The organism is Kitasatospora sp. NBC_00039, assembly GCF_045160625.1.
Taxonomy (GTDB): Bacteria; Actinomycetota; Actinomycetes; order Streptomycetales; family Streptomycetaceae; genus Kitasatospora.
In genome coordinates this window covers 1142276-1160121 of the sequence record NZ_CP108289.1, presented here as the reverse complement: position 1 = coordinate 1160121, position 17846 = coordinate 1142276, and the positions used below count along the sequence as shown (strand labels likewise).

The window sequence follows — 17846 nt, the reverse complement described above, 5'->3', positions numbered from 1 at the left end:
CGGGCGCGAGCTACTGGAGTAGCGCTGCGCTCGGTGTTCGTGCGGTGGGAGGCCGGGTGCGGAGTGGGAGCACCCGGGCCCGGTCTACCGCCGCGCGGAGCGCCGCCGGCGCAGCGGGAGCCGGGCACGCCGCCAGGACCGCCGGCCGGGGCGCCGGAACCCGTGGTCGTTCCGGAGGAACTGCATGGCCACCACCGCGCCGAACAGCCAGAACAGCGCCGAGAATGCCAACCTCGGCCACGAGGCGCCGCCCGCGACGATCCCGGTCACCGGCCAGAGCGTCCACAGCCCGAACCACACCCAGGCGAAGGCGCGCGTGCCCAGCGTGCCGAAGAACGCGTGGGCGCTCCCGCCGCCCAGCGCGGACCACAGCACCACGCCCAGGCCGATCCAGGCGACGAGCAGGTCCCACATCAGCGCGTTGGTGGACGACGGCGTCATGGTGTCCCGCTTGCCGTCGACCGTGACGCCCACGACCTCCCCGTACCAGGTCTCCAGTTCCGCACCGGCCCCACGTTCCGCTCCGCCGAACAGTGCCCCGCCGACCTCGATCGTCTCTACCGCCCCCGAGGCCCGACGGACCGACAGCTGGTAGACGGTCTCGGTGGTCGTGGACGACGTGTCGGTGGTGCCGGTTGTCTTGGTGCGCGTGGAGGTGTCCTTGTCGACGACCTGGCCGGTCTCGTGCCCGATACAGTCCTGCTGCCCACCCGCCGGGCTGCCGCTCGGGCACGGTTTCGCGTACCGGAACTGCACCGAGTTCCGGTAGGGCTCTCCCGCCAGGTCGACTCCCGCCCAGATGGCCGCCAGGCCGAGCAGCGCCGCACAACAGCGGACGATGATCCGCATCATCCCGGTTCCTCCTGCCTCCCCGCTCAGTTTCGCGGGAGGCCAGGGGTCGAGCAATGCATTTGCGCGGAGCAACACAGGTGCGCGGATTGGGAATTGGAGGTCGACTGCGTCGACCTCCGCGCGAAGGAGGGAAGTTGAAGCACCCTTGGTCTCCGACCGGCCTGATTGTCAAGTCCGCACCGGAACCGTCCGTTCAGCAGTAGCCTCGGCTTCGGTAACGACGGGCGTGGAACAGCGAATCGGAGGCGGCGGTGGCCGAAGGGGAGCCCGAGGCCGGGGGTGACGGCGGGGCCGGCAAGGACGGCTGTCCGCTGCACGAGCGCGAGGCCGAGATCCGGTCCGCCGGGCAGGCGGTCGAGGCGCTCACCCGGCCCGCCGGTGCCGGGACCGGGGAGCTGCTGCTCTACACCGGTGCGGCCGGCCTGGGTAAGACCGCGGTGCTGACCGAGGTGCGACGGGAGGCGAAACGCGCGGGTTGCACGGTGCTGTTCGCCCGGGGCGGGGAGCGGCAGCGCCATGAGCCGTTCCGCGTGGTGCGCCAGCTGGTGCTGCCGGTGCTGGCGGCCCTGTCCGACGAGGAGCGGTCACAGGCCCTCGGGCCGTGGGAGGACATCGTCGGCCCGGCGGTGGGGCTGCTGCCGCCTGGAGGGCAGCTCGACCCGCAGGGTGTGCGGGACGGGCTGGACTTCGTGCTCACCCGCCTCGTGCAGCGGCGCTCGCCGGTGGCCGTGATCGTCGACGACCTGCACTGGGCCGATCCGGAGTCGCTCGGCTGGCTGGCGGGCTTCGCGCTGCGCGCACGGGAGCTGCCGGCCCTGCTCGTGCTCGCCTGCCGCGACGAGTTCCCCGACGACGCCCTGACGCTGCAGCACGGCCTCGTCGGCAGGGCCGACCGGCGGCACGAACTGCGGCCGCTCCAGCCGGCCTCGGTCGCGCACCTGGTCCGCGCGGCCCTGGGCACGCAGGCGGAGGACGCCTTCTGTCGCCACGTCTGGGCGGTCACCGCCGGGAACCCGTACGAGACCACCGCCCTGCTGCGCGAGGTGCTCGACCAGCGGCTCGACCCGGTCGAGGAGAGCACTGGACAACTGCGCGAACTCGCCGCCGTCGCGCGGGGGATGACGCCACGGCACTGGCTGGACAAGCTCGGCCCGACCACGCTGCGATTCGCCTGGGCCGCGTCCATGCTGGGCACCGACATCCGCCCGGACCTCGCCGCCGTCATCTGCGCCCAGGGCCCGGAGGCCGCCGCCCAGTCGATCCGGGAGCTGCGCCGGCACGGGGTGCTGACCAGTACGCCGGGAGACCGGCTGGAGTTCGTCCACCCGCTGATCGCCACCTCGCTCTACCAGTCGATGCCGCCGGCCACCCGGACCGGGATGCACGGGGTCGCCGCCGTCGAGACCGAGAACGCAGGCCTCGGCCTGCTGACGGCATCCCGGCACCTGCTGGAGACGCTGCCCGACGGGGACGGCGAGATCGTCGGCAAGCTGCGCCGGGCGGCCCGCGAGCACCTGGCCATCGGTGCGCCCGAGGCGGCCCAGCGCTGCCTGCGCCGCGCCATCAGCGAACCGCCCGCCGACGAGGACCGGGCCGGGGTGCTCTACGAACTCGGCTGCTCGGCGCTGCTCACCGACCCGGCGACCACGGTCAACCAGCTGCGCCTGGCGCTCGCCGACCCGTACGGGCTGGGCCCCGAGCTGAGGGTGGACGCGGTCTTCCGGCTCGCCCAGGCCCTCGCCCACAGCAACCGGCTCGGCGAGGCCGCCGCGCTGTGCGTCGAGGAGGCCGCTCGCACCCGGCCCGGTCCGGGCCGCCTGCGCCTGGAGGTCGCCCACTTCATGTTCGCCGCCTTCCAGTTCGAGGACGAGGACGGCCCGGGCCGCTCCCGGCGGCTCGCGGAGTTCGACCGGATGCTCGGCACGATCGGTCTGGCCTTCGCCGACACGGGTATGGCCGGCGAGCCGACGCCGGACGAGGCCCTGTTCGAACGTGACGGCCTGGCCCATGCGGTGGCCGTGCTGCGCTGCTGGGATCTCACGCTGCGCGGCGCGGACCGCGAGGAGGCGATCGCCCTGGCCGAGTCCGCGCTGCCGGACGGCCGGCTGCCCCGCAGCCTCGGCTGGACCAACACCACCTGGGGTTTCGAGCTGCCCGGGATCCTCGGCATCAGCTACCTCTACGCCGACCGGGTCGACCGGGCGGAGGAGTTGTTCACGGAGGCGGTCCGCGCGTACGAAGTCGCCGGGTGGAGCGGTGGTCACCTCGGCTTCGCCTACCTGCTGACCGGCATGCTCCGGTTCCGCTGCGGTGCCCTGGCGGAGGCGGAGGACTACCTGCGCCGGGCGCTGCGCATCGCCGAACGGATAGGCCCGGGCGTCCCGCTGCACTGGGACGCGGTCGGGGCGCTGGCGGAGACCCTGGCCGCGCGCGGCCGGCTCGCCGAGGCCCTGGAGCTCGCGCACGCGCACGACTTCGGCCCGCCGTACCCGACGGTGATGGTGCTGCCCGACGCCCCCACGCTGTACGGCCGCCTGCTGCTGGCCCGCGGCGACGCGCCCGGCGCGGCCGCGACCCTGACCGCCGCCGGCGCGGCCCTGGACGCGCGCGGGTGGCGCAACACGGTGTGGGCGCCGTGGCTGGGGCACCTGGCGCGCGCGGTCGCCCCCGACCAGCCGGACCGGGCCCGCGACCTCGCCGAGGAGGCCGTTCGCCGGGCCCGGGAGTCCGGGACGGATTCGGCTGTCGGCAGCGCCCTGCGGCTCTGCGCGGCGGTACACGACCGGCCGCGCGCGGCCGAGCTGCTCGCGGAGGCCGTCCGGCACCTGGAGCGGTCACCCGCCCGGTACGAGCACGCGATCGCCCTGGTCGACCTGGGTGAGGCGCTGGGTACCGCTCCGGCCGCCCATACCGCCCTGGCCCGCGGGCTGGAGCTGGCCACCCGCTGCGACGCCGACGGCCTGGCCGCCCGGGCGGGGGAGCTCCTGCGGACGGCGGGTGCGGCGGGCTGAGGCGGTGACGACCGCATCCGGGTGAGCTGAACCCATGTTCGGGCCGCCGGCGCCGCAGTGGCGGCGGCGGCCCTGAGCAGCTAGAGCAGGTGGTCGGCCTTGCCCGCCTTGATGTCCAGGATGAGGGTGCGCAGGGCAGCCCTGGAGTCGGTGATGGCCCGGTCCTCCTGGCCCTTGACGGCGATGTAGGCGTTGTCGTCGGCGTCGGTGCCTAGGCGGAAGCATGAGTTACCCTCGCCGCAGAAGGGGTCTTCCCAGATGATGGTGGGCATCGAACGTCTCCTTACAGTTGGTTGGCGATCTCGCGGATGAAGTCACGGGATGCTTGCGGGGTCAGCGCCAGATCTTCCAACCGATCAAGCTGGGCGCGGTATTTCGTCAGCTGACCTTCTGCCTCCAGGAACTCGGGGCCGTGTGCCCTGTCCACCTGAACCGTGTCGAGCTGCGGCACCGGCCCCTCCGCGTAGAGAACGGTGTGCCCGGCGCCCGGAAAGGCCCCGTGCTCGAACGGAACGACGCGAAGCGTGACGTTGTCCCGTTCGGATGCGTCGAGCAGGTAATCCAGTTGGGCGTGCATGCCCTTGCGGCCGCCGAACTGCATCCGTAGAGCCGCTTCGTGCACAACGGCGACATAGTTGGGCGGGTCGTCACCGGTGAGCACTTGCCGGCGTTCCGTCCGATGAGCGAGTCGCAGGCCGACCTCATGCTCGGGCAGCGGCGGGAACACTGCCCGGAATACGGCGAGAGCGTGGTCCGAGGTCTGCAACAGCCCTGGAACGTGGACGGTGTCGGTGGTGCGGAGTCGCTTCGCGCGTGCTTCGAGCTCGGCGATGTCCAGCAGCCCCTGGGGAAGACTGCCGCGATACCGCTCCCACCAGCCCTTGTCCCCGGGCTGCGCCATGTCGACCAGGGCATCGACGTACTTCTCGTCTGCGCAGTGGCAGTTGTGGGCCAGGGTGCGCAAGCGCTCGGTGGTGATCGGCCGAAGACCCGACTCCATGTTGGAAATCTTGCCGCGATCGACGCCGAGTAGCCCCGCCGCGTACTCGGCACTCATGCCTGCCGAGGTCCGGATCTTCCGCAGCTCGCTCCCCAACCGCTTCTGACGTTCAGTGAGAGACATCCTGGGAGTCATGCCGTTCCTTCCGTGCGACGTGGGATGCAGTCTGCCGCCCGCAAGGACCAACCCACTACCCGGGGTCAGATTGCCATGACGCTCGGCAAATTTACCCCGCACTGCGGTACTCTCGGTGTTGCAAGGATCACAATCGGCAATGTCCGGAAGTGCACCGCGCGAGCATGCCCGCCTTCCCTGGGACGGGTGTGCCCGCGCCCAGGGAGGCGTGCCACCGGCGGCGGAGCCGCATCAGCGCTTGCTCAACCACTGCACATCCGCGAGGAGTCAGCCATGCCTGGAATCCCGCTTCCGTCCACCTCTGTCGTGCTCGCGCCGACGCCGCCCGGCGTCCCCGAGGTGCCGTCGCACTGGCGCTTTCCCGCCGAGCTCGCCTCCGTCCAACGGGCCCGCCGGGCCGTGGCCGGCGCGATCCCGGAGCCCCACGAGACCCAACTCTCCGACGTGCTGAGGCTGGTGACCTCGGAGCTGGTCACCAATGCGATCCGCCACGGTGCCCGTGCCGGCGAGGACGAGCTGATCGAGCTCGTCCTCTGGATCGCCGACGGCCACTGCTGGCTGGCCGTCTCCGACCCGGGGGCCGGCCGACCCGTGCTCGTCGAACCGCACCCGCAGGAATGCGGCGGGCGGGGCCTGCTGCTGGTCGACGCGCTCTGCGACATCTGGGCCGTCGTGCCCCGCCGGACCTGCGGCAAGTCCGTGGTTGCGGGGGTCAGACTCCACGCGGCCTGACGGACGTCAAAAACAAGCGGCTGCACCGCCGGAGGGGACGGTGCAGCCGCTCGTGGTGCCGGCTGTCGGGCGAAGGGCGCTACAGGCGTTCGGGGACGGGGTTGCCGACGGCCTCGATGGCGCGGCGCAGCGGCACCTTCGTCAGCAGGGCGAAGCCGATCACGAAGAACACCAGCAGGGAGATGATCGCCGAGCGGTAGCTGCCGGTGATCTGGTAGGCGAGGCCGAAGACCAGCGGGCCCATCCAGCTGGTGCCGCGGTCGCTGACCTTGTAGAAGCTGAAGTACTCGGCCTCCCGGCCGGCCGGGATGAGATGGGAGAACAGCGAGCGGGAGAGCGCCTGGCTGCCGCCCAGTACCAGGCCGATCATGCAGGCCAGGGCGAAGAACCAGACGGGCTGGTGGGCGGGCATCAGGTACCCGAGGGCGAGGGTGACCACCCAGCCGACCAGCGAGCCGAGGACGGTCCGCTTGGCGCCGTACCGGCGGGCGATCCGGCCGAGCAGCAGCGCGCCGCCGATCGCGACGATCTGGACCATGAGCACGGCGGCGACCAGCGAGGTCTGGTCCATGCCGAGCTCCTCGCTGCCGAAGAGCGAGGCCTGCGAGACGACGGTCTGGATGCCGTCGTTGTAGCAGAGGAAGGCGCCCAGGTAGAGCAGCGTGAGCGGGTACTGGCGCATGCCGCGCAGGGTGCGGGCGAGTTCGCGCAGGCTGCTGGTGGTGGGCCGGCCCGGCTCGGCCGCGGCGCGTTCGGGCGCCACCCCGGCCCGGGAGGGCAGCCGCAGCAGCGGGACGATCGTGAACAGCGCCCACCAGAGGCCGGCCGAGGCCAGGCAGATCCGCACGGCCGTGCCGGAGGAGACGCTGAGCGCGTCGTGGCCCTCGAACAGCGCCAGGTTGGCGATCAGCAGCAGGCCGCCGCCCGCGTACCCGTACGCCCAGCCCTTGGAGGAGACGGCGTCGCGCTCGTCGGGGGCGGCCAGGCCCGGCAGGTAGGCGTAGGAGAGCGCGACCGACGCCGCGTACGCGATGTTCGCGACCACCAGCAGCGCGCCGCCGAGGAGGTAGCGGTCGCCGTCGAGGAAGAACATCCCCATCGTGGCCGTTGCGCCGACGTAGGCGAAGCCGCACATCAGCTCCTTGTGCCGCCCGGTGCGGTCCGCGATCGTCCCGGTCAGCAGCATCACCGCGACCGAGAGGAGCACGGAGAAGGAGACCGTGTAGGGGAAGAACGACCCCGCGCGGACCGAGAGGCCGAGCGGGTGCACGTTGCCGGCCGGGTCGGCGGCGTCCTTGGCGATCGACGTCAGGTACGGCCCGAGGAACACCGTCAGGACGGTGGCGGAGAAGGCGGCGTTCGCCCAGTCGTTGATGTACCAGCCGAACTGCATCCGGCGCAGGGCGCGGTCGTCGGTGGTGCCCGCCAGGTGGTCCGGCGGGTGGGTGGTGGTGGTCATGAGGCTCCTGCCACGGTGTCGGAGCCGGTGCTGCTGTCGGTCCAGCAGCCGCGCTCGCCGAGGACGTCCCGCAGGACGTCGATGCGATCGGCCATGATGCCATCGACACCCAGGTCGAGGAGAGCCCGGATCCGTGTGGGATCGTCCACGGTCCAGACGTGCACCTGCAGGCCGGCGTGGTGGGCGGCGCGGACGAAGGCGCGGTCGACGACCGGCAGGCCCCGGTGACGCTCCGGCACCTGCGCGCACACCCCGGTGAACGGCGCCCCGCGCCCCCGCAGCAGCGGCCCGGCCAGCGAGCGCAGCCGCAGCCGGGCCACCTCGCGCGGGCCGAGCGAGGTCGCCAGCCGGGGGCCGGCGGCGGCGCGGACGGCTGCGAGGCGGCTGTCGGAGAAGCCGCCGACGCAGACCCGGTCCCAGGAGTCGGTCCGGCGGATCGCCTCGACCAGCGGCCCGATGGCCGGTGCCGCCTTGACGTCGATGTTGAAGCGGGCTGCGGGGAACGCACCGAGCAGGTCCTCCAGCAGCGGTACCGGCTCGGTGCCACCGATCCGGGCCTGCCTGACGGCGTCCCACGGAAGTTCGGACACCGCCCCGGTACGGTCGGTGACCCGGTCGAGGCGGGGGTCGTGGAAGGCCACCAGCACGCCGTCGCGGGTGGCGTGCACATCCGTTTCGAGGTACCGGTACCCGAGGGCCACGGCGGACTCGAAGGCGGCGAGCGAGTTCTCGGGGCGGCCGAGGTCACCACCCCGGTGCGCGAAGGCGAGCGGCCCCGGATGGTCGAGGAAGGGGTGCATGTCGTGCTCCGAGCTGCTGGGAGTGGGACCGGCCGGGCCCGCGAGGCCCAAGGCGGCGCTGCCCGCTCCGACGACGTCCGGGTGGTGCGCGTTACAGTATTACGCACGTTGTCAAGCGGTAACGTCCGGTGCGGGTGGCCGGATCGGCGCCCCGGCCGGCCGGCCGGCGCCCCCGTCCACGGGGCCGGGCACGGAGAGCCGCCCGTCCACCGGGCCGGGCACGGAGAGCACCGCACCGGCGACGTTGCGCTGTGGGGCTGCCGTACGGGCCTCGGTGCGATGTGACCACCTCCTGCCCGGGCGGGACCATGGGTGTATGGCCAGAGACAAAGGCTCCTCTCCCCGGCCGCCCTCGCGCCGGTCGGGAGGCCGTCGTGGGCGGCGCGACCCACGCCCCGTCCCGGGGGAGTCGTCGGCCAGACCCCTGCGGTCGATGCTGAGCATCCGCAGCGTCGCCGGGCAGATGTTCGTTCTCCAGGTGCTGATCGTGCTGCTGCTCGTGGTGGCGGCCGTCGTCGCGCTGCTGATCGAGTCCCGCAGCGACCGGTACGCCGCAGCGCGCGACCGCTCGCTCGCCGCGGCCGAGTCGTTCGCCCACAGTCCCGGTCTGGTGACGGCGATGCAGGGCCCCAACCCCAGCGCAGAGCTCCAACCGCTGACCGAAGCGGCCCGCAAGGGCGCCCAGGTCGACTTCATCGTGGTGGCCGACCGGAACGGCATCCGCTTCACCCACCCCGAGCCCGAGCAGATCGGCAAGAAGTTCGTCGGCACCATCGGGCCGTCGCTGCAGGGCAAGGTCACCGTCGAGCAGGTGAACGGCCCACTCGGCCGGGAGTACCAGGTGGTGGTCCCGGTGGAGGACGCCAACGGTGCGGTCGTCGGCATCGTGTCGTCCGGGATGAAGATCACCAATGTGAGCAGCGCGATCAACCATCAGCTGCCGGTCGTCCTGGGTGCCGGCACCGTCGCGCTCGGCCTGGCCACGGCCGGTACGGCGCTGGTGGGCAGGCGTCTCCTCCGGCAGACCCACGGCCTGGGGCCGGAGGAGATGACCCGCATGTACGAGCACCACGACGCGGTGCTGCACGCGGTGCGCGAGGGAGTGGCCATCGTCAGCGGCGACGGCCGCGTCCTGCTCGCCAACGACGAGGCGCGCCGGCTGCTCGACCTGCCGCCCGACGCGGAGGGGCGCGCCGTCACCGACCTCGGCCTCGGCCCCCGGACGACCGAGCTGCTGCTCGCCGGCCACGCGGTCACCGACGAGGTGCTCTCCGTCGGCGACCGCGTGCTGGCCGTCAACCACCGCCCCACCGACAGCGGGGGAGGCCCGCCCGGAAGTGTCACCACCCTGCGCGACTCCACCGAGCTGCTCGTCCTCGCCGGGAAGACCGAGATCGCCCGCGGCCGGCTCAGGCTGCTGTACGACGCGAGCATGGTCATCGGCACGACCCTGGACGTCCGGCGCACCGCGGAGGAGCTCGCCCGGATGGCCGCCCGGGAATTCTGCGACTACGCCACCGTCGATCTGGCCGAAGAGGTCATGCGCGGCGAGGAGCCGCGGCCCCTGGCGGTCGGCGCCCCGGTGGAGCTGCGGCGGGTGGCGCTCACGGGCATCCGGGACGATTCGCCGCTGTACCCCCAGGGGGAACTGGTCACGTGGGCCGGGAGCACCCCGCAGGCGGAGGGCTTCGTCAGCGGGCATTCCGCGCTGGTCCCCGAGCTGGCGACCGACGCCGGGTGGCGCATGCAGGACGCCGGGCGCACGAGGGCGGCGCTGGAGTTCGGCCTGACATCGCTGATCGCCGTTCCGCTGACGGCACGGGGTGTGCTGATGGGCATCGCCTGCTTCTGGCGCGGCCGGGACAGAGGTCCGTTCGAGGAGGACGACCTGTCCCTGGCCGAGGAGCTGGCCGCCCGGGCCGCCGTGTCCGTCGACAACGCCCGCCGCTTCACGCGCGAGCACGCGATGGCCGTCACCCTGCAGCACAGCCTGTTGCCGCGCGAGCTGCCCGAGCAGAGCGCTCTCGACATCGCCTACCGCTACCTGCCCGCCCAGGCAGGGGTCGGGGGCGACTGGTTCGACGTCATCCCGCTGCCGGGCACCCGGGTGGCGCTCGTCGTCGGAGACGTGGTCGGTCACGGCCTGCACGCGGCCGCGACCATGGGCCGCCTGCGCACCGCGGTCCAGAACTTCTCCACCCTCGACCTGCCGCCGGACGAGCTTCTCGGGCACCTGGACGAACTGGTCAGCCACATCGACCAGGAGACGGCCACCACGGAGGGGGCGCTCGCGATCAGCGGCGCCACCTGCCTCTATGCCGTCTACGACCCCACCACCGCCACCTGTGTCCTGGGCGGGGCGGGCCATCCGCCGCCCGCCCTCGTCCACCCGGACGGCAGAGTGGAGCTCCTCTCCCTCCCCGCCGGTCCGCCGCTGGGCGTGGGCGGGATGCCGTTCGAAGCCACGGAGGTGCGGCTGCCGGAGGGCAGCAGCCTGGTCCTCTACACCGACGGCCTGGTCGAGGACCGTACCCGCGACATCGGCGTCGGCCTGGACCTCCTCACCGCCTCCCTGGCCCACCCCGGCCGGTCGCCCCACGAGGTGTGCGACGCCGTGCTCGATGCCCTGCTGCCCGCCCGTCAGACGGACGACATCGCCCTCCTCGTCGCCCGTACCCGCGTGCTGGACCCCGGTCGCACCGCCGAGTGGGAGGTGGCCGGGACCCCCGCGGCCGTGGCCCAGGCACGCGCCGAGGCCACCCGGCTGCTCACCGAGTGGGGCTTGGACGAGGCCGTCTTCGTCACCGAACTGGTGCTGAGCGAGCTGGTGACCAATGCCATCCGCTACGCGGCCGGTCCGATCAGGGTGCGGCTGCTGTACGACCGCTCGCTGATCTGCGAGGTCTCGGACTGCAGCAGTACCGCCCCCCACCTGCGCTACGCGGCGGCCGAGGACGAGGGCGGCCGCGGCCTGTTCCTCGTCGCGCAGCTCGCCGAACGCTGGGGCGTCCGTTACACCCCCGAAGGCAAGATCATCTGGGCCGAGCAGTTCCTGCGACCGGACACCCCGACGGCCTGACGCGTGGGCGGGCAGCCCGAGAAGCGGGGCGCCCGAGAAGGCGCGTCGCCGGACCGGTGGGCCTGCGCACCGCCCCGATCGCAGTCATGGCGGCCCGTACCTGCAACACGAGTGGTCGCCACGGGCGTTGGTACCGTTCCCTGCGGATGCGACGTACAAGCGGCGGCCGGCAGCGGAGAGAAGGAGTGCGCACCGGCGCGCGCATCCGTGTGCGACATCGGTTCCACGGCAGGCCCCTTATCTGGAGTGACGCGTATGAAGTTCGATATTTTCTGCAGTCTGACGCAGGCTCAGCCAGGCGATGCCTTCCCCCCGCATGCCACGGTGTTACAGAACTTTCTGGAACAGGCCCAGGTGGCCGACGACTCGGGATTCCAGACCCTCTGGGTGGCGGAGAGTCACTACAGCAGTGAACTGCAGCGCACCCACCGGCAGCCGGTGATCCCGCACTGGCGCGGTGAAGTCGGACTCAACACGGATTTCTGCCAGTTGGCATCGCGCGTGCTCGCCCGCACCCGGCGGATCGACGTCGGGTCGGCCATCATGAACGTCGTCTGCAACGGCGGCCCGCTGGCCGCCGCCGAGCGGGTCGCCGCCCTGCTGGCCTGGCACGGTCTGGATCCGGCCGAGCAGCGCCGGCTGCACGTGGGCTTCGCGGGCGGGCGCTTCGACTACATCAACCGGCTGAGCGGAGTGGACGCGCGGACAGACTGGGAGCGCGCCGCCTGGCCGCAGGTCCGGTCCGCGATCACCGCGGAGGCCGCGGAGATCTTCGTTCGGCTGCTCTCCGGAGAGGTCCTCACCAGCGAGGACATTCCGGAAGCCGAACTGGGACCGGAGCAGTTCCCCGACGCGGAGAGCTACCGGCAGGCCCTCAAGGAGACCGGGTCGCCCGGGGACCGGGTGGTCTTGCCCCGCCGCTGGCAGTTCGAAGCGGTCAAGGCCGTGCCGGAGCCCGCCCGGCCCGAACTGCTCACCCTGGTCCTGGGATCGCAGGACCAGGCGCTCCAGGCGCGCCTGAACCGCTTCCGGCCGGTCCGGGTGTTCAACCTGAGCATCACCCCGCCCGAGGTCATCGAGGCGACGCACACCCGCCTGGCGCAGGCCTACCACCCCTCGGGCGGGCCCTGGCAGCGCTCGTACATGCCGCGCACGGTCTTCGTCTTCCTCGAGGACCGGCCCGGCTGGTCGGCCGAGCGCTCCCGGGCCGCGGCGCGCGAGGACGCCGAGCGCCGCCTGCGCGCGTACTGGACGGCCCTGGAAGGCACCCTGGATCCCCGAAAGGTCGCCTCCGCCGCCGACAACGCCCTCATCGGCACGCCGTCCGACATCGCCCAGCAGATCACCGAACGCTTCCATCCGGACGACCGGCTGATGCTCTGGTTCGACTTCTTCACCCACGACAGCGCGCAGGTGTGCCGGCAGATGGAGAGCTTCATCGCCAAGGTCGTGCCACTCCTGCCCAGCCACTTCGGATCCCACCAGGAGGCGCAGTTGAGCTCCCGCCAGGAGGCGCCGGCCGGCCCGCAGTCCGGTCACCGCTGACGGGCACCTGAGGGCCGACGGCTTCGGATGCACCGACGATGCCCCCGAGCGACGATGCCCCCGCCCGTGGGGGAGCGGTGTCATCCCGTGACGAGGCGCACCGCCTGATCGCGGGCCCGCACCGTCCACCCGGCGCGGTGCTGCTCCAGCACCGCGCCGGGTTCGGCCGGGAGCCCGGACGGCGCCGTGTACGGCTGCTGGAGCGGCAGTCGGAGACCTTCCGTGCTCACCCGGGCCCCGTGGCCCGAGCACGTCGAGCGCGGCGGCCTTGCGTTGCAGTGTCGCCGCCGGCTCGGTGAAGTCGACAGGTGCGGAGGGCAGTTCGCTGCCCGGTTGTGCTGTCACAACGTCAGTTCCCGTCGAGTCGGCAGGCAGTTGCGGCAACTCGGTCGTTCTTTCGAATGATCCGCGTGATCGGGCATATCCTGCCGGTGCCCGCCTTGCCCGGCGGGATCGTATGAGGCGAAAGGGGCTTGGTGTGGGGGATGTTGGGTGGGCGGGCCGGTACGACAGCAGCTGCGCCCTGAGGCCGGCGGGCGCCGGCGCGCAGCGGCGCACGCTCGCGGACGAGGTACCGGTCCTCGCGTGGTCCTCGCGACGGGCGTCGTTCCGGTCCGCGTTACCAGCGGGACGGCTGGCTGCGGGTGGCCGTTTAGCAGGGATGCGCCTGCCGGACGGGAGCGGTGCCGCGTGAGCTCGATGACCGTGTATCGGCAGTACACCGCGGAGCAGTTGGCCGTACAGTACTCGCCCAGCTCGTGCGTGCCCGACCTGCGGGTGGAGTTGGACGCGTACGCGGCGGCGAGCGCCCGCACCCGGGCCGCGCTCGAGTGGCGGACCCTGAGCTACGGGCCCCGCCCAGAGGAGCGTCTGGACTTCTTTCCCGCCCCCGCACCGGCCGGGCCGGGCGGTCCCGGGGCGCCGCTGGTGGTGTTCCTGCACGGGGGCTACTGGCAGGAACTGGGCAGGGCGGACGCGTCGTTCCCGGCGGCCGGGCTGAACTCCCGTGGTGTCGCGTACGCCGCCCTCGGCTACGGTCTGGCTCCCAGGTACGGGCTGGACGCCATCGTTGCCATGGTCCGCAAGGGGGCGCGGTGGCTGCTCGCCCACGCGGGCGAACTCGGTTGCGACCCCGCCCGGATGGTGCTGGCCGGCAGCTCCGCCGGCGCGCACCTGGCCGCGATGTGCCTGCTCGACGAGACGCCGGCGGCCGCACCGGGGCAGTCGGCCGGATGGGCCGGCGCGGTGCTGCTCAGCGGCGTGTACGACCTGGAACCGGTGCGCCTGACCTATGTCAACGACCGCGTGGGCATGACCCGGGACGAGGCGCGGCGCAACAGCCCCCTCCACCACCTGCCGCGAACGCTGCCCCCGCTGGTGCTGGCACGCGGAGAACACGAGACGGACGAATTCGCCCGTCAGCAGCAGGACTTCGCCCGGGCGGCCTGCAGCCGCACCAGCCGGCTGGTCGAGGTGGTGGCCACCGGCCGGAACCACTTCGACCTGTGCTTCGACCTCGCGGACCCTTCCACGGCGCTGGGTCGCGCGGTCGGCGAGGTCACCGACTCCGTCCGCACCGGGCCACACGTCTACGAGGAAGCCACATGACCACGGGTGGCGGGCGCGGCCCCACCGAGGCAGCCGGCCCCCGAACGCGCCAACCGCTTCGCGCGACCACGTCACCGCCGGTCGGACAGCTTCTCGGACTGGACTGACCCCGGCTACCGCTTCCGGCCGAGGGTTTCCACCGGCGCCTCGCCCCGGTCCACGTCGAGTTCCGGACACGGCGCCGCACGCCGAGACCCCGGTCCTCCTGGCGGAGGCGTCTGATTGTCACTCACCACCGATGCTCACATGGGTAGTGAGGGCTGGGGACCTGTCTGGCCGAGATCCGACCGGGTGCCTCGCGCAGCCCGGGGACTCGGGGCAGAGTGGATACGACCGATCGGCTCGCGGGCCCTCGGCAGAGTTCCCCGCCGAGGTGGCGGACCGGCGCTCTTCCGCTGCCGGCACGCCACCTCGGCCATGCCGTCGGAGCCCTGGAGGGCGCAGCGGCTGCCGGATCGCTCTCTCTTCGCCACACGTCGGCGCGGGGAGGGTTGTCTGCCGCTCATGACCACCCTGGCCCGGACACCGACATGAAACGACATGAAGGAGTACGTTCCTTGACCACTCACCTCAGGCACGGCGCCGGCCCGCGGATCCTACCGGCGCTGATGGCAGCGCTGTGCGGGATCATCGGTGTCACCGTGACGGGTACGACCCCGGCGGCGGCAGCCGATCAGCGTCAGGCGATCTACGCCATCGCGCACCGCGTCGACACCCTGGACGGCGTGGACGCCGCGCTCGGCCACGGTGCCAACGGCATCGAGATAGACGTCTGTGCCTGGTGGAACCCGAACGAATGGCGCGCGTACCACGACTGTTCGTCGGCCGGTGACTCCCGGCTCGGGCCCAGCTTCGACAGCATGATCGACCGCATCGTCTCCAACGCCAACGCAGGGCGTCGGCTGGCACTGGTCTGGCTGGACATCAAGGACCCCAACTACTGCGGGGAGGAACCGAACCGTGGGTGCAGCGTCGCCGGACTGCGGGACAAGGCGCAGCGGCTGACGGCTGCCGGGATCCAGGTGCTCTACGGTTTCTACGAGTACCACGGTGGCAGCACCCCGGATGTCGGCGGCAGGGGCTGGAAGAGCCTGGAAGGCAAGCTCGGCCGCCTGGAGGGCATGACGACGACCGGTACCCGCGATCAGGCCCGAAGCGCCTTCGACCGGTCCGGTGCCGCGATCCCGCCCGGTCACCGGGCGATGGACTACGGCGACAGCAATATCGCCAACGGGTTCGGCAACTGCACGGAAGCCACCTACAACACCTGCGCGGAACTGAAGAAGGGCGCCGGGGACCGTGCCGCGGGACGGCTCGCGGCCACGCTGTCCTGGACGACCACCTACAACGATCCGTGGTACGTCGACAAACTGCTGGGCGACGCGCGTGTGGACGGCATCATCGCGGGCTACGGCAGCTTCACCGGAGTGCGCGAGTACGACAACAGCTGGCAGTGCGCCAACGCCATCAACCTCGTCCGTGACTGGGTGAACCGCCACAGCACCACGCACCGCCTCGCCACCAGCGCTGACCGCATGTTCGGGTAGGGCGCGCCCCTCGCCGGGCTCGTCCCGAGGGAGCCGTGAGCCGCGGACCTCAGGGCAGCAGGATCAACTTGCCCGTCATACGCCCACTTCGGCTGAGCAGGTGGGCCTCCTCGGCGGCGGTGAGCGGCAGGGTCCGCGCGATCGCCACCCGGAGCCGGCGGTCGGCCACCGCAGCCACCAGCGGTGCCAGCCGCCGGCCGGTGGGCCTGCCCAGGATGCCCCTGGAGCGCGACGGCGCCACGAGCATCTGCACGAGGGCTGCGGGGTCGTCGCCCGCCACCATGATGTGGCGCCCTCCCGACGACAGGAGGGCCCGGCAGCCGGCGCCGGAGTAGCCGCCGACGCAGTCGATGACGAGATGGAAGGGAGCATGGGCCCGGGCCTGGACCAGCGTGTCGCCCCGGCCGTAGTCGAGGACCGCGTCGGCGCCCAGCCCCCCGACCAGGTCCGCGTTCTTCGCCGAACAGACGCCGACCACGAACGCGTCCTCCGACTTGGCGATCTGCACGGCGAGTTGGCCCACGGCGCCGGAGGCACCCAGCACCAGCACGCGGCGGTCGGCGGTGCTCTCCCGGCGGATGCGGCCGAGGTCCACCACCGCCATCCGGGCGGTCACGCCGCTCACCGGCAGGGCGGCGGCCACGGCGATGTCGACGGAGTCGGGGACGGGGCACAGCTGGTCCTCGCGCACCACCACGGTGTCGGCGTAGGAGCCGCGTTGCCCCCGGGAGAAGTCGGTCCCGCCCACCACCCGGTCGCCCGGTGAGAAGCCCACGACCCCCGGGCCGACGGCGTCGACCACCCCGGCGAAGTCCACCCCCACGACCACCGGTGGCTTCGGCCCCAGCAGACGGGCGGCCTGCCGCAGCGGGCCGTGGCTGCGCATCTTCCAGTCCACCGGGTTGACCCCGACGGCCTGGACACCGACCCGGACCTCACCCCTGCGCGGTTCGGGCGTGGGCAGCTCCACGAGCTCCAACCGCTCGCCGGCCTTCCACGTGCGCTGCGCCATGGCTTTCATGAGTCCGTAGCGTACGGTGGCGGGCGGCCTGCCGGGGAGCGTCATCGCGCAGGTTCCTTCCGGCGGACCGGTCAGGAATGGGGGAGGGCCCCGCGCACCGCCCGCACCGCACCGCCCGAAGCGACCGGCGCGATGGTGACGTTCAGCGCCTGACGCGGCGCGCCCGCAGGTATTCGAGGCCGAGCAGGCGAAGGGCGGCGAGCTTGGGCGGGCCGGCCGAGCGGCGCAGCAGGGCGGGGATGTCGGCGCGGGCCGCGGTGCTGGTCAGTTCGTCCAGGCCGATCATGCAGCGGACCATGGGCCGGTGGGCGGGCGGGACGTGGCCGACGACGGCGCGGCCCTCGGCGAGGGTGCGGTCGACCCGGTCGAGTTGGTCGGTGATCAGCGCCCGGATGCCCGTGAGGTTGCGGGCGTGTTCCAGGTCGGCGCGGGTGACCTCGTGCCGGTTCAGGGTCTGCTCGGGGATCGTCAGGCGGTCGTCGGCCAGGTCCTCGGCGAGGTCGCTGACGAAGTCGAGCCGTTGGCTGGCATCGATGAAGGTGCGACAGGCGGCACGGTAGGCCGTCTGGTCTCCGTCCGGGCCGAGCAGGGTGGCGACGACCATGAACGCGGGCAGCGAGTAGGCGTCCACGTAGTGCTGGTAGTCGGCCTCGGTGGCGAACCCGGCGAAGTCGAGGTCGGCGCCTGCTCCGGCGAGGTGCTCCAGCGCGCGGTCGCGCAGGGCGGGGTGCGCGGCGACGGTGTTCAGCAGCGGACGCAGTTCGGGGTTGTCCGTCCCGCCGTTGGCGAGGCTGTCGGCGACCTCCTGCTCCCAGCGCGAGTACGCGGCTTTCCGCTCGTCGCGCGGCCCGCTGTCGAGCAGGGTGTCGGTGCGGTGCATGTGGGCGGTGGCCGCGATCACGTGCGGCACGAGCCGTGCCGGCAGGAGGAGATCGGCGGCCAGCACGGCCTCCCGCTTGTACTGCGTGACCTGCCGGCGCTGCCGGCTGTAGTCGTCGCGCAGTCCCGGGTCGTCGATCCCGGCCGCGTCCAGCGCGCTCTCCCAGCTGCCCACTCG

General features: G+C 72.4%; 14 protein-coding genes. 6 read left to right on the top strand and 8 right to left on the bottom strand.

Annotation, left to right across the window (positions count from 1 at the left end; genetic code table 11):
* Positions 1-84: 84 nt before the first annotated feature.
* Positions 85-852: a hypothetical protein gene (locus OG286_RS05635; protein ID WP_396323287.1), complete on the bottom strand. Its 768-nt coding sequence runs from the start codon at positions 850-852 to the stop codon at positions 85-87.
* Positions 853-1103: 251 nt separating this feature from the next.
* Between OG286_RS05635 and OG286_RS05630 the strand changes: the two genes are divergently transcribed.
* Entirely contained in the window at positions 1104-3863 is a 2760-nt protein-coding gene (locus OG286_RS05630) for an ATP-binding protein (RefSeq protein WP_396323288.1), read from the top strand.
* 80 nt (positions 3864-3943) lie between these two features.
* On the opposite strand, the gene OG286_RS05625 is transcribed toward OG286_RS05630, so the two are convergent.
* Positions 3944-4135, bottom strand: a complete 192-nt coding sequence (locus OG286_RS05625) for a hypothetical protein (RefSeq protein ID WP_396323289.1) — start codon at positions 4133-4135, stop codon at positions 3944-3946.
* An 11-nt stretch (positions 4136-4146) separates the two neighbouring features.
* On the bottom strand, positions 4147-4998 hold the full coding sequence (locus OG286_RS05620) for a helix-turn-helix domain-containing protein (RefSeq protein WP_396323290.1): 852 nt from the start codon (positions 4996-4998) through the stop codon (positions 4147-4149).
* Between the two features lie 273 nt (positions 4999-5271).
* Between OG286_RS05620 and OG286_RS05615 the strand changes: the two genes are divergently transcribed.
* A complete protein-coding gene (locus OG286_RS05615) occupies positions 5272-5730 on the top strand; it encodes an ATP-binding protein (protein WP_396323291.1) in 459 nt (152 codons plus the stop codon).
* Between the two features lie 79 nt (positions 5731-5809).
* Here the strand turns inward: OG286_RS05615 and OG286_RS05610 are convergent, their stop codons facing one another.
* A complete protein-coding gene (locus OG286_RS05610; RefSeq protein ID WP_396323292.1) occupies positions 5810-7189 on the bottom strand; it encodes an MFS transporter in 1380 nt (459 codons plus the stop codon).
* Complete coding sequence (locus OG286_RS05605; RefSeq protein ID WP_405362877.1) at positions 7186-7989, bottom strand: glycerophosphodiester phosphodiesterase; 804 nt, start codon at positions 7987-7989, stop codon at positions 7186-7188. The genes OG286_RS05610 and OG286_RS05605 overlap by 4 nt, the downstream gene beginning before the upstream one ends.
* A 433-nt stretch (positions 7990-8422) precedes the next feature.
* On the opposite strand from OG286_RS05605, the gene OG286_RS05600 reads away from it, so the two are divergent.
* A complete protein-coding gene (locus tag OG286_RS05600) occupies positions 8423-11068 on the top strand; it encodes a SpoIIE family protein phosphatase (RefSeq protein WP_405362879.1) in 2646 nt (881 codons plus the stop codon).
* A gap of 255 nt (positions 11069-11323) precedes the next feature.
* The gene (locus tag OG286_RS05595) at positions 11324-12613 is read left to right on the top strand and encodes an LLM class flavin-dependent oxidoreductase (protein WP_405366035.1); all 1290 of its coding nucleotides are present in this window, start codon (positions 11324-11326) and stop codon (positions 12611-12613) included.
* A gap of 80 nt (positions 12614-12693) precedes the next feature.
* Here the strand turns inward: OG286_RS05595 and OG286_RS05590 are convergent, their stop codons facing one another.
* A complete protein-coding gene (locus tag OG286_RS05590; protein ID WP_396323295.1) occupies positions 12694-12843 on the bottom strand; it encodes a hypothetical protein in 150 nt (49 codons plus the stop codon).
* A 469-nt stretch (positions 12844-13312) separates the two neighbouring features.
* Here OG286_RS05590 and OG286_RS05585 point away from each other — a divergent pair, with 469 nt between their 5' ends.
* Both OG286_RS05585 and OG286_RS05580 read left to right on the top strand, forming a co-directional pair.
* A complete protein-coding gene (locus tag OG286_RS05585) occupies positions 13313-14221 on the top strand; it encodes an alpha/beta hydrolase (RefSeq protein WP_396323296.1) in 909 nt (302 codons plus the stop codon).
* Positions 14222-14778: 557 nt separating this feature from the next.
* On the top strand, positions 14779-15768 hold the full coding sequence (locus OG286_RS05580; RefSeq protein WP_396323297.1) for a phospholipase: 990 nt from the start codon (positions 14779-14781) through the stop codon (positions 15766-15768).
* A gap of 49 nt (positions 15769-15817) precedes the next feature.
* On the opposite strand, the gene OG286_RS05575 is transcribed toward OG286_RS05580, so the two are convergent.
* On the bottom strand, positions 15818-16780 hold the full coding sequence (locus OG286_RS05575) for an NAD(P)-dependent alcohol dehydrogenase (protein ID WP_396323298.1): 963 nt from the start codon (positions 16778-16780) through the stop codon (positions 15818-15820).
* Between the two features lie 151 nt (positions 16781-16931).
* Positions 16932-17843, bottom strand: coding sequence for a phytoene/squalene synthase family protein (locus OG286_RS05570; protein WP_396323299.1), 912 nt, complete (start codon positions 17841-17843; stop codon positions 16932-16934).
* Between the last annotated feature and the right edge of the window lie 3 nt (positions 17844-17846).

Excerpts from the sequence above, each read along its gene's own strand:
- OG286_RS05600 (WP_405362879.1), top strand. The coding sequence starts at position 8,423 with ATGCTGAGCATCCGCAGCGTCGCCGGGCAGATGTTCGTTCTCCAGGTG.
- OG286_RS05585 (WP_396323296.1), top strand. The coding sequence starts at position 13,313 with ATGACCGTGTATCGGCAGTACACCGCGGAGCAGTTGGCCGTACAGTAC.
- OG286_RS05575 (WP_396323298.1), bottom strand. The coding sequence starts at position 16,780 with ATGGCGCAGCGCACGTGGAAGGCCGGCGAGCGGTTGGAGCTCGTGGAG.
- OG286_RS05615 (WP_396323291.1), top strand. The coding sequence starts at position 5,272 with ATGCCTGGAATCCCGCTTCCGTCCACCTCTGTCGTGCTCGCGCCGACG.
- OG286_RS05610 (WP_396323292.1), bottom strand. The coding sequence starts at position 7,189 with ATGACCACCACCACCCACCCGCCGGACCACCTGGCGGGCACCACCGAC.
- OG286_RS05595 (WP_405366035.1), top strand. The coding sequence starts at position 11,324 with ATGAAGTTCGATATTTTCTGCAGTCTGACGCAGGCTCAGCCAGGCGAT.
- OG286_RS05635 (WP_396323287.1), bottom strand. The coding sequence starts at position 852 with ATGATGCGGATCATCGTCCGCTGTTGTGCGGCGCTGCTCGGCCTGGCG.
- OG286_RS05625 (WP_396323289.1), bottom strand. The coding sequence starts at position 4,135 with ATGCCCACCATCATCTGGGAAGACCCCTTCTGCGGCGAGGGTAACTCA.
- OG286_RS05620 (WP_396323290.1), bottom strand. The coding sequence starts at position 4,998 with ATGACTCCCAGGATGTCTCTCACTGAACGTCAGAAGCGGTTGGGGAGC.
- OG286_RS05605 (WP_405362877.1), bottom strand. The coding sequence starts at position 7,989 with ATGCACCCCTTCCTCGACCATCCGGGGCCGCTCGCCTTCGCGCACCGG.